General features: G+C 34.0%; 20 protein-coding genes. 7 read left to right on the forward strand and 13 right to left on the reverse strand.

All coding sequences use genetic code 11. The features are described from left to right. Positions 1 to 31: 31 nt before the first annotated feature. Entirely contained in the window at positions 32 to 355 is a 324-nt protein-coding gene (gene fdxA / locus AC1MPL_RS06935) for a ferredoxin FdxA (protein WP_023272338.1), read from the reverse strand. Between the two features lie 366 nt (positions 356 to 721). Between fdxA and AC1MPL_RS06940 the strand changes: the two genes are divergently transcribed. Then, positions 722 to 976, forward strand: coding sequence for a hypothetical protein (locus AC1MPL_RS06940; protein WP_479765064.1), 255 nt, complete (start codon positions 722 to 724; stop codon positions 974 to 976). 170 nt (positions 977 to 1,146) lie between these two features. Here the strand turns inward: AC1MPL_RS06940 and mutS are convergent, their stop codons facing one another. Continuing rightward, positions 1,147 to 3,753 carry a DNA mismatch repair protein MutS gene (mutS, locus tag AC1MPL_RS06945; RefSeq protein ID WP_479766182.1) on the reverse strand — a complete coding sequence of 869 codons (2,607 nt, stop codon included), beginning with the start codon at positions 3,751 to 3,753 and terminating at the stop codon, positions 1,147 to 1,149. Between the two features lie 234 nt (positions 3,754 to 3,987). Between mutS and AC1MPL_RS06950 the strand changes: the two genes are divergently transcribed. The 4 genes from AC1MPL_RS06950 to AC1MPL_RS06965 all read left to right on the forward strand — a co-directional run bounded on the left by AC1MPL_RS06950 (position 3,988) and on the right by AC1MPL_RS06965 (position 6,889). After that, positions 3,988 to 4,935 (forward strand): 2-hydroxyacid dehydrogenase, encoded by a 948-nt coding sequence (locus AC1MPL_RS06950; protein WP_479765065.1) that lies wholly within the window; start codon positions 3,988 to 3,990, stop codon positions 4,933 to 4,935. Positions 4,936 to 4,962: 27 nt separating this feature from the next. Continuing rightward, entirely contained in the window at positions 4,963 to 5,484 is a 522-nt protein-coding gene (locus AC1MPL_RS06955; RefSeq protein WP_479765066.1) for a DinB family protein, read from the forward strand. A 139-nt stretch (positions 5,485 to 5,623) separates the two neighbouring features. Further along, positions 5,624 to 6,373 carry a YebC/PmpR family DNA-binding transcriptional regulator gene (locus AC1MPL_RS06960; RefSeq protein ID WP_479765067.1) on the forward strand — a complete coding sequence of 250 codons (750 nt, stop codon included), beginning with the start codon at positions 5,624 to 5,626 and terminating at the stop codon, positions 6,371 to 6,373. Positions 6,374 to 6,502: 129 nt separating this feature from the next. After that, entirely contained in the window at positions 6,503 to 6,889 is a 387-nt protein-coding gene (locus AC1MPL_RS06965) for a hypothetical protein (RefSeq protein ID WP_479765068.1), read from the forward strand. Between the two features lie 680 nt (positions 6,890 to 7,569). On the opposite strand, the gene AC1MPL_RS06970 is transcribed toward AC1MPL_RS06965, so the two are convergent. From AC1MPL_RS06970 to AC1MPL_RS07020, 11 genes are all read right to left on the reverse strand, one after another. Further along, positions 7,570 to 7,839: a hypothetical protein gene (locus AC1MPL_RS06970; protein ID WP_023272330.1), complete on the reverse strand. Its 270-nt coding sequence runs from the start codon at positions 7,837 to 7,839 to the stop codon at positions 7,570 to 7,572. Positions 7,840 to 7,875: 36 nt separating this feature from the next. After that, positions 7,876 to 8,112 (reverse strand): hypothetical protein, encoded by a 237-nt coding sequence (locus AC1MPL_RS06975; protein ID WP_479765069.1) that lies wholly within the window; start codon positions 8,110 to 8,112, stop codon positions 7,876 to 7,878. A gap of 101 nt (positions 8,113 to 8,213) precedes the next feature. After that, positions 8,214 to 8,789 (reverse strand): ERF family protein, encoded by a 576-nt coding sequence (locus AC1MPL_RS06980; protein WP_479765070.1) that lies wholly within the window; start codon positions 8,787 to 8,789, stop codon positions 8,214 to 8,216. A 2-nt stretch (positions 8,790 to 8,791) separates the two neighbouring features. Continuing rightward, positions 8,792 to 9,163 carry a hypothetical protein gene (locus tag AC1MPL_RS06985; RefSeq protein ID WP_479765071.1) on the reverse strand — a complete coding sequence of 124 codons (372 nt, stop codon included), beginning with the start codon at positions 9,161 to 9,163 and terminating at the stop codon, positions 8,792 to 8,794. After that, positions 9,160 to 9,369, reverse strand: a complete 210-nt coding sequence (locus AC1MPL_RS06990; protein WP_479765072.1) for a hypothetical protein — start codon at positions 9,367 to 9,369, stop codon at positions 9,160 to 9,162. Before AC1MPL_RS06990 ends, AC1MPL_RS06985 begins: the two co-directional genes overlap by 4 nt. Beyond that, on the reverse strand, positions 9,369 to 9,530 hold the full coding sequence (locus AC1MPL_RS06995; RefSeq protein ID WP_479765073.1) for a hypothetical protein: 162 nt from the start codon (positions 9,528 to 9,530) through the stop codon (positions 9,369 to 9,371). Before AC1MPL_RS06995 ends, AC1MPL_RS06990 begins: the two co-directional genes overlap by 1 nt. A gap of 206 nt (positions 9,531 to 9,736) precedes the next feature. After that, a complete protein-coding gene (locus AC1MPL_RS07000; RefSeq protein ID WP_479765074.1) occupies positions 9,737 to 11,473 on the reverse strand; it encodes a DUF2326 domain-containing protein in 1,737 nt (578 codons plus the stop codon). Further along, a complete protein-coding gene (locus AC1MPL_RS07005) occupies positions 11,463 to 11,693 on the reverse strand; it encodes an ABC-three component system middle component 6 (RefSeq protein ID WP_479765075.1) in 231 nt (76 codons plus the stop codon). Before AC1MPL_RS07005 ends, AC1MPL_RS07000 begins: the two co-directional genes overlap by 11 nt. Beyond that, positions 11,677 to 12,264 (reverse strand): hypothetical protein, encoded by a 588-nt coding sequence (locus AC1MPL_RS07010; RefSeq protein WP_479765076.1) that lies wholly within the window; start codon positions 12,262 to 12,264, stop codon positions 11,677 to 11,679. Before AC1MPL_RS07010 ends, AC1MPL_RS07005 begins: the two co-directional genes overlap by 17 nt. A gap of 15 nt (positions 12,265 to 12,279) precedes the next feature. Further along, complete coding sequence (locus tag AC1MPL_RS07015) at positions 12,280 to 12,468, reverse strand: hypothetical protein (RefSeq protein WP_479765077.1); 189 nt, start codon at positions 12,466 to 12,468, stop codon at positions 12,280 to 12,282. Between the two features lie 251 nt (positions 12,469 to 12,719). Further along, positions 12,720 to 13,427 (reverse strand): LexA family protein, encoded by a 708-nt coding sequence (locus AC1MPL_RS07020; protein WP_479765078.1) that lies wholly within the window; start codon positions 13,425 to 13,427, stop codon positions 12,720 to 12,722. Between the two features lie 114 nt (positions 13,428 to 13,541). On the opposite strand from AC1MPL_RS07020, the gene AC1MPL_RS07025 reads away from it, so the two are divergent. Both AC1MPL_RS07025 and AC1MPL_RS07030 read left to right on the forward strand, forming a co-directional pair. Next, positions 13,542 to 13,790, forward strand: a complete 249-nt coding sequence (locus AC1MPL_RS07025; RefSeq protein ID WP_196337979.1) for a helix-turn-helix domain-containing protein — start codon at positions 13,542 to 13,544, stop codon at positions 13,788 to 13,790. A gap of 23 nt (positions 13,791 to 13,813) precedes the next feature. Further along, a complete protein-coding gene (locus AC1MPL_RS07030; protein ID WP_479765079.1) occupies positions 13,814 to 14,101 on the forward strand; it encodes a hypothetical protein in 288 nt (95 codons plus the stop codon). The last annotated feature ends 45 nt before the right edge of the window (positions 14,102 to 14,146 follow it).

A 14,146-nucleotide genomic window follows, 5' to 3' on the forward strand; every position in this document is an offset into this window, starting at 1 on the left:
AAAAAAGATCAGCCATTGCTGATCTTTTTTTTTATTTTTCCAAGTATTGAAGCTTATCTGTTTTACCATTCCATTCCTCACGGTCTTCTGGCTGTTCACCAATTTCTGTGATGTTTGGCCATTTTTCAGCAAGTTCAGCATTCAGCTCAATAAAGACTTCTTGTCCTGCAGGCAATTCATCTTCTGAAAATATTGCATTTGCAGGGCATTCTGGTTCACATAATGCACAGTCAATACACTCATCTGGGTGAATGACAAGGAAGTTAGGACCTTCGTAGAAGCAGTCGACAGGACATACTTCAACGCAATCTTGATATTTACATTTAATACAGTTTTCAGTGACAACAAAGGCCATAGCGACAGCTACCTAAAAAATTTGGTGTTCATCTTTAATTTCTATATTGTAGGCAAAAAATGGGTCAAGTAACAATTCCTTTTATTGATATTAATTATTTAAATCTATGAAATACCCGTTTCTATATAATTTTTACTGATAATGAGAATTAATATCAATAGTTATGCATTTTATTTATAATGGTTATGCTAAGTAAAACTACAAGATAAGACATTGATCTAAATTTATTAAATACGGTATTTCACTTTGGCTTGTCATAAATTTTTCTTTTATTTGTCATATTTTTTTCAAAAATATGCGTAATCCTGAGAATGAAGTTGATTTTAATTGAACTTTCAACTGTGTATAAGACATACGGAAGGTAGAATGAATATTAAAGCAGAACTCAATTATCAAAAACAAATGAAGAATGCAAAACGTGGTGGGCACAAACCGAATATTGCAAAAGATGTAAATAAACATAAAGTTCAAAAAGTACAAAAATTAATTAAAGAGTTAGAAAGCGAATATATTGAGCATTGGGAGTTTTGGAGGCAAAGCTCAGAGATGTACGATCAGGGGTATGCAAATGCAATTAGCCATATACAAAATAGGCTTGTAGAAATTTTACGAGTTAAATAGTACTAGTCTAGGTGTTTTAATATGGAAAGGAATTAGTTTAGTCGATAATATTTTTTGCATTGAGCTTTGAATCTATACTATTTATTAATCTACGTGGCATTTTAATTCAATACATCGAGTTCGTATCCTCATTTGGTCTAAATCCAAATGAGGATATGCCTTAAAAATTTTTAAGACTTCAGCAGTGATTTAAGTTGATAAAGGTGCTCTAATGCTTGACGTGGGGTCAGATCATCAATGTCTATATTAGATAGTTTGTCTTCAACTATTGAGGGTTGAATAACTTCTACAACTTTTTCAATAGTTTCTATAATAGGTGATTCTGCGAAATCTTTTTCTTGTGAAAATAGATCGCTTTGTATCACCGTATTTGGTGAAGAAATTTGTTGCTTTTCCAAAATTTTTAATCGTTTTTGAGCTTCTTTAATTACACCTGAAGGAATTCCTGCTAACTTTGCAACTTGTAGACCATGACTTTGGCTTGCAGGACCTGCTTGTACTTTATGTAGAAGAATCAGATTCCCATTGAGTTCTTTGGCAGTCACATGGTAGTTATCAATCATGCTTTCATGCCCAAGTTCTGTGAGCTCAAAATAATGTGTTGCAAATAAGCATAAACATTTAATTCGTTTAGATAAATCAAGCACGCAAGCCCATGCGAGGGATAAACCATCATAGGTGCTTGTTCCACGTCCAACTTCATCCATTAGAACAAGAGATTGTTGTGTGGCATGGTGCAAAATTTGAGATGTTTCTGTCATTTCTACCATAAAGGTCGATTTGCCTGTAGACAGGTCATCGGCAGAACCAATGCGTGTGAAAATTCGGTCGATAGGTCCAAGTGTTGCACTTTCTGCGGGTACGAAACTACCGCAATATGCCAATAAGCTAATCAGTGCAGTTTGTCGCATAAATGTCGATTTACCGCCCATATTTGGCCCAGTAATAATTGCAAGACGATGCTGAGCATTGAGCTGTGTACTGTTTGGTGTAAAAGGTGTTTTACTTAATGCTTCAACAACTGGGTGTCGGCCTGCAATAATATGAACACCAACCTCCGGACTAAAGTCGGGACGTGCCCAATGACGTATGCGTGCTTGATGTGCAAAGTTAGTGAGTACATCTATTTGTGCAATAGCACTACTCATAATCTGCAATTCTGCAATATTTGCGCGTAATTGTTCCAAAAGCCGTTCAAATAGCATTTTTTCTCGCGCGAGTGCACGAGATTCACTCGATAAAACTTTATCTTCAAAACCTTTGAGTTCAGGAGTAATATAACGCTCAACATTTTTTAGTGTTTGACGACGGATATAGTGGCTCGGAGCTTGTTCTGCCTGTGATCTTGTTAGTTCAATGTAGTAACCACTTACGCGGTTGTAACCGATTTTAAGTGTATTTATTCCTGTTTCTTGTCTTTCTTTAATTTCTAAATCTATGAGAAATTGTCCAGCATGGTCACGAATTTGTCTTAACTCATCAAGCTCGGCATCGAAACCTTCAGCGATTACATTGCCATCACGTAGTAAAACAGGTGGGTTTTCTACAATTGCTACACTTAAATGTTGATGTAGTGCATGTACATCACCTAAATCATCATTGAGTTGTTCAAGTAGCTTAGGCGAGTCTTTTTGTTGAAGTAATGGTGCAATTGACTTATGCAAGTCAGGAATTTGAGCACAAGCTTGTCTAAGTTGCACTAAATCTCTAGGGCGAGCAGAGCCTAAAGCAACGCGACTAAGAACACGTTCAATATCGCCTATTTCCTTAAGTACGAGACGAATAGGAGACTCATAATAGCCTTCTAAAATCTGACTTGTGGCTTCTAGGCGTGCCTCTAAAATGGCACAATCTCGAACGGGTTGCATGAGTGTGCGGCCGAGTAGTCGGCTACCCATTGCAGTTTGGCAGTCATTAATTAAATTGAAAAGTGATGTGCCATGTTCAAAGAGAGGGTCGATAATTTCTAAATTGCGCCGTGTAACAGGATCTAATGCAATAAAGTCTTGGCTTTGCTCAAGTGTAATATTTCTAATATGCGGTAGAGCAGTTTTTTGTGTTTCTTTTGCATAGTGAATGAGTGCAGCAGCAGCAGACTTAGAAAGAGGTAGATGATCAATACCAAAACCTGCAAGGGTAGACACATTAAACTGGTCGCATAATGTTTTATCTGCATTTTTCTGGTTAAAGTCGACATTTGGGCGCTTAGTAATGGGGCACTCTAACTGTTTTTTTATTATTTCAATGATATTTTGATCGACTAAATCTTCGTTAATTAAGATTTCACTTGGCATTAAACGTGCTAACTCGATGGTGAGCATTTCAGGTTTAAATTCTTGTTGTTGAACTTTAAAAATACCTGCACTTAAATCGAGAAGTGCAATACCAATTTGGTTCTGCTGTATGCTTAAAGAGACAAGATTAGAGTTTTGTGTACTATTGAGTAACGCATCATCTGTAAGTGTACCTGGTGTAATAATTCGAACAACTTTTCTCTCTACAGGCCCTTTGCCTGTAACCTCACCAACTTGTTCACAAATAACAACGGTTTCCCCCTTTTTTACAAGGCGTGCAAGGTAACCTTCTGCTGCATGAAAAGGCACGCCTGCCATGGGAATAGGGTCGCCGTTACTTTTTCCACGATGGGTCAAAGTAATCCCTAGAAGTTTGGCTGCTTTCTTTGCATCGTCAAAAAATAGTTCGTAAAAATCTCCCATACGATAGAACAATAGGCTGTTTGGATGCTCCATTTTTACGTTGATATATTGTTGCATCATTGGAGTATGGGATGAGATATTTTGTATGATCTGATCTAAGTTGGACACACGAACGCCTTACATTTGAGAAAGTAGGAGAATTTAGAATTTTAAAACATCTTCATTTTGAATAAATCCAAGCATGTTGTACAGCGTCTTTTTATCTGTTGCTTAAAAAATATTAAGGTCAGGTATAGCAAGTTACGTTAGATTAGTATGTATATAAAATAAATTGAAAGTATAAGTGAGAAAGGAATGGATCAACCAATAGAAGCAACAGTTTTAGTGCTAGGTAAACAGTCAGATATATTTCTAAATTTACTAAAGAAATCTTTTTCAAAAATTTATGAACTGGCCTATATCGACAATAAAGAAGAGTTTTTAAAAGACAAAGGCGAAGAGGTTATTGCTGTTGCAACAAGTAATAGTGTTGGAATGTCTAAAGAAATGATAAATGCTTTACCAAAGCTTCAGGTCATTGCAAGTTTTGGTGTTGGGTATGACAGTATAGAGGTTGATTATGCCAAGCAGCGTGGTATACAAGTGACCAATACGCCAAATGTATTAAATGATTGTGTTGCAGATACTGCAATGATGTTGACATATGCTGTTGCAAGACAACTTATTCAAGCAAATACTTATGTGAAAACAGGGCAGTGGACAGCATCATTTCCTTTAACAACGAGTATCTCAAAAAAAGTATGTGGCATTTTAGGTATGGGGAATATTGGTGAGGCTATCGCGAAGCGTGCTGAAGCAGCTGGGATGAAAATTATTTACCACAACCGTACTCAAAAAAATCATGTGGATTATCAATATATCGCAACATTGGAAGAGTTGGCAAAGCAAGCAGATTTTCTCATTTTAGCGCTACCAAGTACGGGTGAAACACAACATATTATTAATGCGAGTATTTTAGAAAAAATGAAACCTACTGCATATCTTATTAATATTGCACGTGGTTCGGTTATTGATGAAAAGGCATTGATTAAAAGTTTAAAAGACAAAAAAATAGCTGGTGCGGGTTTGGATGTATTTGAAACAGAACCATGCACAGAAAGCCCATTATTTAAAATGGATAATGTTGTACTTACACCGCACTATGCAAGTGGGACGCATGAAACGCGTTTGGCGATGGCGGAACTTGTTTGCGAAAACTTGATTCATTTTTTTAATAAAGAACCATTAGTTACACCATTATAAATAGATTTGAGGTTAAAATATTTCTACATGGATATGAAGCAATTTGAGGTGTTAGCACGCTATAATGTTTGGGCAACTAAAAAATTGACTGAAGCATTGCTGAATGTCTCAGAAAGTGATTTTTCACGACCATGTGGATTATTTTTTAATAGCATTTGTGGCACGTTAAACCATGTACTCGTCGGTGAACATTATCTTTGGTATAGTCGATTTGAAAAACTGTCAATATCCGACGGCTTAAAGCTGAATAGTATTATTGAAACGGATAAAAAAGAACTTTTAAATCAGCTGAACCAAAAATCACATAATTGGGTTATATTTTTGGCACAATTTCAAGATAATAGATTTCCAAATCAACTTGATTATATAACCTCTGCAGGCAAGCTTATGAGTTTGCCTTATGAAGATGTATTGCTGCATGTATTTCAGCATAGTACACATCATCGGGGGCAAATCACAGCAGCATTGACTATAATGGGCTATCCTTGCCCTGAATTAGATTTGGTTTATATGCTAGTTGAAGAATCTAAGACTCTGAATTATGTATAGTATTTAAACACTGTGGCGTGGTTCTTTTTACAATTTATAATTAAAGTGAAAGTGACTATTTTTCTAACATTCGTGCTTATGTTAGAATTGCCAAACTTTTTATATTGCATAAAAGACCAATCTTTTAGGAGCATTTTGCATGGCGGGTCATTCTAAGTGGGCCAATATTAAGCATCGTAAAGCAAAACAAGATGCAAGCCGCGGTAAAGTTTTTACTAAGTATATTCGTGAACTTGTGACAGCAGCGAAATTAGGTGGGCCAGATCCACAAGCAAATCCACGATTACGTGCTGTTGTAGAGAAAGCACTTTCTGTAAATATGACACGCGATACTATCAACCGTGCAATTCAGCGCGGTGCAGGTGGTGAAGATAACGAAGATTTAAAAGAAGTAACTTATGAAGGTTATGGTGTGGGTGGTGTTGCTGTTTTAGTAGAAACAATGACAGACAACCTAAATCGTACAGTGCCTGATGTACGTCACTGTTTTACCAAAACAAATGGTAATTTAGGTACATCTGGTTCTGTTGCTTATCTGTTTACAAAACGTGGTGAAATTTCTTTTGAAGATGTATCTTTGGAAGAAAAGATTATGGAAGTTGCATTAGAGGCAGGTGCGGAAGATATTGAAATCACAGAAGATGGTATTCTTGTGATTACTACACCTGAAACATTTGGTGAAGTTCAAGATGCGCTTACAACAGCAGGATTAAAGTCTGATAATGCTGAAGTTGTTATGAGTCCATCAACAAAAGCTGAAATTACTGATGTAGATCAAGCAAAACAAATCATGAAAATGATTGATATGTTTGAGGATTTAGATGATGTTCAGAATGTTTATACAAATGTAGAAATTCCTGATGAGATACTTGAGCAGCTTGATGCTTAAGTATTAAAACACAGAAAATGGCGACAGTATTGGTCGCCATTTTTTATACGTAAGAGTAAAATTTAAATAACAAAAACAATAAAGTATTCGTTATATATTTTAGTAATAATGATAAAAAAGGAGATAAAAATGTTCAAAAAATTAATACTACCTATCATTCTAATTTCTTTTAATAGCTCTACTGTTTTTGCAGAGTCCTCCATTGTAGAAAAAGATCAGTACAGTCAAGATGAGGTAAGGGCACTGGCACTACATAAGAAATCTGTTAGTGTTTTAAAAGCCAGTAGACTTCCAGTAGGGAGTATTGTAAAACTAAATGCAAAGATTGATTATGTGCTAGATAATAATGTTTATGTATTGAACGATCACTTTAGAATTTTGTATGCTTATATTGACCCGAGCTTAGCTCCCTATGGAAGTTTATATAATGGTGTGAAGCTACAAATAGTTGGTCAGCAAATAGAGAAAGATGGCAAATTGATGATTAATGTTGCTCAACTTAGAAATATAAAATAATGTTTACTATTTTTATAACAAATAAATTTATTGTTGTTTTCTGAGATTTAGATCTTCTTAATTGTTTTTATTATAATATAATTGGTAAATAATTTTATTTATTTGTATCTTGTGTAAAAATGGTTTAGTATTTGTACATAAGCAATAAAAATAAGAATGGTGAATACTATGTCTAAAATAGAGCTATTTGTAACATCTAGTTCGGTACTCGTAATTGTTTTTCTAATTTACTGGTTTGCTCAAACAGCGACTCGTACAGTACATTTATTTTTATAAGAAAAATTTGGGTAAAATATATTCAAATGATAATTAATCGTAATATTTTATGGTCTATGCTCTTGTTTTTTTGAGATAACTTAATCAATATTGCCAATATTGATTTTATGGCTAGATTAGATATAAAATTAGGGCCTATAGCTCAGTTGGTTAGAGCAGCGGACTCATAATTCTATAAGCCTCCTCAAAAAAGCAAGAAAAAACATACAATTCCTCTTATTTTTATCATATAAACCACTGTTTTTATTAATATTCAATTATACATCGCAATATATCGCAATAGATTACCCTATATTACAACATGCCCTAAGTCTACTCACGGTCTACTCGGATTGGTCTACTCAGAGTCTACTTGATTTTGTAATTTTTGGGCAAAATTAAAGGGGGCTAAACCCCCTTTTTGATTAAGCTGTATTTGCCAACTTATTTCTTTTAATGAAACTAATTACATCTGACTTCTGATAATAAATAATCTTATTTCCATTCGGTTTGATAAAACTAATTCCTCCACCATTGCATCGTTTTGCTTGTAACCAAGCTAATGACATACCTAATACAATAGCGATTGTTTCAGGAGGGAAGAGTGCATCATTGCCAGCTTCCCAAAAACGTAAACTTTCAGCCACTTTTTCTTCAGATGTCATTCGATCTAGTTTGTTTAAACGTTTAGCCATGATCTTTCTCTAAATCAATCATTCCAATATTCCTACCTAATTTCTAAAAATCTTTTCGCCTTTTTCGGTTAAGAACCATCTATATTCAGTAGTTCCAACCTTTCGTACGATGTTTAATTTTTCTAATGTAACTAAGTACCTCTGAGCACATCTTTTAGATACACCAGTTGCATCTGATACCAATTGAGAAGTACAAACAGGATTGTTTTTCACAGCTTGTACTGTTTCTAAGCAAATATTAAAAAATGCCTCAATTTTCTGTTTGTGCCTCATACTCATTTCCTAAAAACAATATATGTATAACAAGCGATACATCGACCTTTCGTATCTGCTTGCATGAGTTGCTTACAGTGGAAGCAGTATTCAAATTTCATTTATGTAGTAACTGTTTTAGCAAGCGATTGAAGGTGATTGCGCTGTTGATCAGTCAAAAAATACTTTCTTTCAACTTGCTGAACAGTGAATTGACCACTAGAAACAGCAGAACACGCCTCATCAAAAGCTTTTTGATTGATTGGTTGTTTTTGTGGTGGATTAGGCGCTATATTTTTTTGATTAACCCTTGTCTGATGTACATATTCATCAGTATCTGCATCCTTAGTATCATCAATAAGGAATAGTCCATTTAATGCATACTTACGAGCATATGAGCTTGAAGTACCGAATGTTTGAGCGTTATCCATACCTTTCTTCGTAAGATCAACAGCAGCCTCAGCAGTGACAACGGTTTGCTTACCATCAGAATCAATAAACGTCACAGTTGCAATAATTACAGGCACACCACATAGCTCTTTAGATGTATCTGAAATAAATAAATTGCAGTTATGCTTCGCAAGTAAAGGTTTTACAGCCTCTAGAATGTCCTCGCAAGAACGATAGTTATACTTTCCAAAGCTGTTATATTTTGACTTTGGGGCTTTTAATTCATTTTGTATTACTTGAAGACTCATGATTAATCCCCTTTATATTTTCTTGATGAGTAGATTTCAGGTTTTTGAGTAGATCTCTCAGCCAACTCTTGGGAAACACGAATATAATTCGGATCTGAAACAGGTAATCCTTTTGCATTACGCCATAAACTATAGATAGCCTGTGTCTTAGGATTTCCATAAACCAAGTTGTCATGCTTATGAAAATCTACATGAAGCTCGTATTTTCTATATGTAAGCTCAAACTCAGCTTGATCGGGAGTAACAACATCAAGTGATTGAATGTGTGATTTAGGGATAACCTCACCATCTAGGTTTTTGAAGTTCCCATTCTCTTTTACAGCTTTGATAAATTCATAGCCTGTGAATGCAGTAGTCACTAGATACATTTTCATGCGTAGACCTCACCAAATAGTTCAGCTTCTTCTTGTTGACGCACCTGGTCTTTAATGTGCATCGATTCTTGGGTGAGCTTGGTATGCTCAGCATTGGTTAAGTGACCAAGCATGTAGAGTGTTTCGACAACGGCTTGTTTTTCTTGCCACGTATCGTTTTTGAATACGTTAAGAACGTGTTGTGCTTGAGAGTCTTGAACATTCATTAGAAATTCACTCCCAAAAACACAGCGATAGAAACCAAAATAGAGAAGGCCGTTAGAGTTTTAGCATCCTCAATCAGACGCTTTTTAAATAACTTCTTGTTTTGATTGCGGATTAGCTTTTTAACTAATCGCTGTTGATTTGCTAGATTGTTCTGTTGCATAATTACCTCGTTCCGATGGAAAGCCCACGATTTGTTTGACGACTGACGTGGGCTTTTTGTTGTCTGGATGAGATATAATTTAGTATTTACTAAATACTATGTCAATAGTGTTTACTAAATTTATTTACTTTTATTATTTAGTGTTTGGTAATATACCTAAAAGAAAGCCCCGCATAGTGCAGGGCTGAATGGAGGTTATTTTTGAACTAGATGCCAAAGAATCTATTATTGCAGTCTAACTTTAGAATAATTTTACCTTTAAATTCTTCTTTTGGAAAACTTTCAAATTTATCAATAATAGCGGGAGCAATCATTTGACCATCTGCTTCTAAAATTAATTCAGATAACTTTAGAAGTTTTCGTGAATCAATAATCTCAATTTTATCCTGTGTAGCAAAGTTCGGAAAAGGTAAATTAATTCGACTATCTTTAATAAAAGCCATATAGGCAATATCAAAAGCAGCAACTAATGCTTGTTTTTTTCCACTTCCTGTATTTGATTCTATAACTTTCACATCAAATTTATATTTTCCATTATCCTGCACAAAAGCGATATACCATTTTTCCTCATAAAGCTGCTGCGAGAACTTGGCGAAATATTGGTTAAATAAATATATATTCTTTGTTTCAAACTCAGTTAAGCTCGTATGTAATTTTTCAATCAAACCATCTCTAACTTTATTTAGTTCTGATATTCTTGTCTCAGCTTCTTCTAATCTAATCAAAAGTGCTTCATCGTTAGCAATCTTTGTCGAAAGTTTGATAATACTATCATTTAACTTAGCGTATTCAGCTAAAGCACCCTGCGCACCGAGTTGTTTCAATAGCATATTATATTGTTCTGCGATGTTGCTCCGTAGTTTTCCTAGATTATCAAGTTCTATTTCTAAATGCTGAATACGTTTTTTAAGGTATTTCGCTTCGTTATCCAACATTGTGTTATGGAACTTTACTGTGGATTCGAATTCTTGCTCCAAACTTACATTTAAAAGTTTGGCTTCTTCATACATATATGCAATATTTTGCGAGTTATCATCAAATTTACTATCTTCCAAACTTCCAAAACGTTTTTCTAAAGTTAATTTGTTGGCAATCAAATTATTAATTGTTGAATCTATTTTCTGAAGTTGATTATTTAGGTTGTTTAGTTCATCTTCATCAACATTATACTGTTCTCTGATTTGATAAGAATTGCTCAAAGCTTGCTTTTCATCTAATTCGCTTTGTAATAAATCTATTCGTTGTCTTAAACCTTCAGGCAACATACTTTTTAAAGATGATTGATTACTCTCTAATTGCTTTAATTCTTTATCAACTTGAACTTTTTCATCCATTACCTCTAGATCCTGAAGACCAAATAGGCGAAATTGGAGTATTGAATATGCATCGTTATTAATATATCTACCTAAATATCTTAAAATATTTTCTATTTGTAGGCTGTCTTTACGAACAAATTTAGTAATTAGATTCCTAAAAGAAGGTTCAGGAGACACTCTACCAAAAAGATTTAGATATAATCGTTCTTTATATTCATCCTCTTCAATCTCTTTAGTGTTATTAAAATAATTTATAACTTTAAAAAAATTCTTTTTTCTTCTTGGCGAGTTATCTTTAACAACTTTTCTACAAACATAAAAGTCTCGTTCAGGCGTAGCTTTATCCAAATCTACACAGAAACTTAATTTAAAAGAAATTTCATTGTCTATTAAAAAATTTTTGACGCATGTATTTTCAATATGCGTGTTCTCGGGATCTTTAAAAAACTCTTCAAACTTTCCAGCAAGACAGAAATTAATACATCTAATTAAAGTTGTTTTTCCTAAGTTATTAGTATCTGATGATCCATCAGTACAACCTAATACAATATTTAAGCCCTTGTAAAAAGTTATATTCTGAATTTCTTCTCCTGTATTTTTAGTAATTACAATATTTTTAAGATACATAAATTTTACCTTCAGGAGACATATTAATAAAACCTACAGCATACAACCAATCCAGAGTGAGCATAAATCTATTAAAAGGGATAGGGTTTTTCTTGTTAAAAAGCTCATACAAGTCCATAAGATAAAAATATTTATCCCTATTTGAAGTCATTAGGCGAATTAATTTACTACCTAGAAAATACAAAGAAATGCTAGGTCTAGTCTCATTCAGAATTAACATTATTTGTATCTATAAATGCTTGGGGTGGTTTATCGAAAATCTTACACGATGCAAAAACATAATACACGATATGTTCTACATAAGTTAAGTCTTCAGGGGATAGGAAAGATTGTTGATCCTCATTTTTTAGATGTTCTTTAATCCTATCTTCTACACTGAAAACAATTTTAGTTGATGAGTAATCAGGATTTCTATTTCTGATATTGCGAAAAATACTATTGACATAGTTGAAGAGCTTTAATTTGATATTGCCATCAGAGTTACCTTCAATTTCATTTAATCGTATGATTACACAATACATTCCATCTTCATAAATATCTCGGTCTCTTGCATAACAATCAATTTCGTTGTAAACAATTTTATCTTTGATATCATATGGAAGATTATGACAGGGATTGGGCACAATTTGTGTATTTTCTATAAGATCTGTGATTCTATCTAAGACTTTAAAAAGTATAGTTTCGTTTAATACTTTTTTTTCGCTGTAGATATTGATAGTTCCGTCACCGTTAACAACAACATTACTATTTCCTATATTCCCTGTTCTGTGGTTGTTTTTACCGAAACTCATATCAATAATCCTTTTCTACTTAGTATTTTTATTATTTTTGGTTTTGATATCGCCATTACCATTAACAATATTGTTATTGTCGCCAATATTTTTGATTGAATGGTTGGTGCCACCTTTTTTGTAAAAAGCCAGTAGTGCGATACCAAGTGCAATGAAACCACCAATCATCGTGGCAATTTCTTGATGTGAAAAATTAAAATCCATAACTCTGGCCCTCTAAAAAAAATTAAGTTATTAAGTACTATTCCCAAACTCACCAAAAATCCAAAGAAGATATACTGGCCATTATTCGAAGTCTTCAATAGCATTTTTGATCGTTTAAATAACCATGAGATAGATATCACCAACAATTTAGACAGTTTTTCAACTTTTTCTATCACGTTTTGGTCTTGAACAGCCTAGTGCTATAAATGTATCAATTCTTAAAGCTAAATTTTTCATAAACCCTCTGATAGTTAATTAATTTTTCTTTCTCTTTTTGATCTTGAACCACCTAGTGGTCTGAATGCATCAATCACTAAACCAACTAACTCAGCACCTTCTTCAAATTCAATAATATTCGGTTGAAAATTAGGGTTAAGTGCTTGTAAGTATTTGCGCCCATCCGTCTCTATAACTAATTTTTTAAATGTGGCATCAGTATTGTGGCGAACAACAATTAGATCGCCTGAGATAAGCTCTGAGGCGCATAGAGTGGGGTTTATAAGAATGTAATCGCCTTCCATGTATGTTGGGAAATTACTAATGCCAACAACTCTTAAATAAAAACACTCTTCAGGATCATCCATGCTTAAAGGTGGTAACCAGTCACTAATTTCTAATCTATTTACTGTCTCAACAGAAGTCATCGTACCTGCTTGTACCCAAGAGAGTACTGGCAATAATTTTGATGTTACTGGAACTATGTTGTTATCTAATTTTTCTATTTCAGTTGATGGAGTGTTTTCTTTATCCAAGAAGCCTACTTCCAATCCAATTTTCTTTTCTAAATTTCTAGCAGCTCTTTCACCAAAACTTCCATGACCTTTAACAAGTTGAGAGATATGACTAGGGTTTAAATCAAAGTGCTCACAGAAGGCTGCATCTGATTTAGATTTCCCTGAATTGATAGCAGTATCTATAACTGCGCGCAAATTTCTGCGTCTTAAAGCGATGATATCCATGATTAGTATTTCATATAGTTTTTAGTAAAAAGTAAATTCGTATTTGCTAAATTAATCTTGACTTCTTTGTTTGTTAAATTTAGTATTTACTAAATAATGTAATGGAGAAACAACATGCATTTTACGAACATAGAAAACCTCAAAAATTATCTTGCAAACATGACACCTAACGATCGAAAAGTATTTGCTGAAAAGTGTGGAACAACTGTTGGAAACTTAAACCAAGTTATTTATGTAAATAAAAAATGTGGTGCAGGTTTAGCAATTGAAATTGAAAAAGCAAGTAAGGGAAAAATCTCATGTAGTGAGCTTTGCCCAGGTGTTGATTTTGGATATTTGCGAAGCCAGCCGCTAATTGCTTAAACAAAACTAGATTGGAATAACACATGAGAAGTCGAAGCAACTTAACTGAAGAAGTAGTTAAGAGTAAAAAGAAGTCAGTTTGTATGCCTACACATCTACCTGAAGAAGTTGCAGAGCATATTGCAAGAGAAGCGTATGAGCGCCACTGGTCAAATAGCCAGTATTTACGTTGGTTAGCCATAGAAGATATGGAACGTTGTGAAGATGATAAGAATCTTATGGCGGAAGTATCGGGAGTACCTAGAGAACGCTTTGAATTATTTGAACAAAGTAAACAATCCGTACGGAAAGAACGCAATAAAAAAGCCTGATGTACTAGATCAGGCTTTTCAATTCAACTTCACGGTAAGAGAAAT

This window comes from Acinetobacter sp. N1-1 (assembly GCF_056711485.1).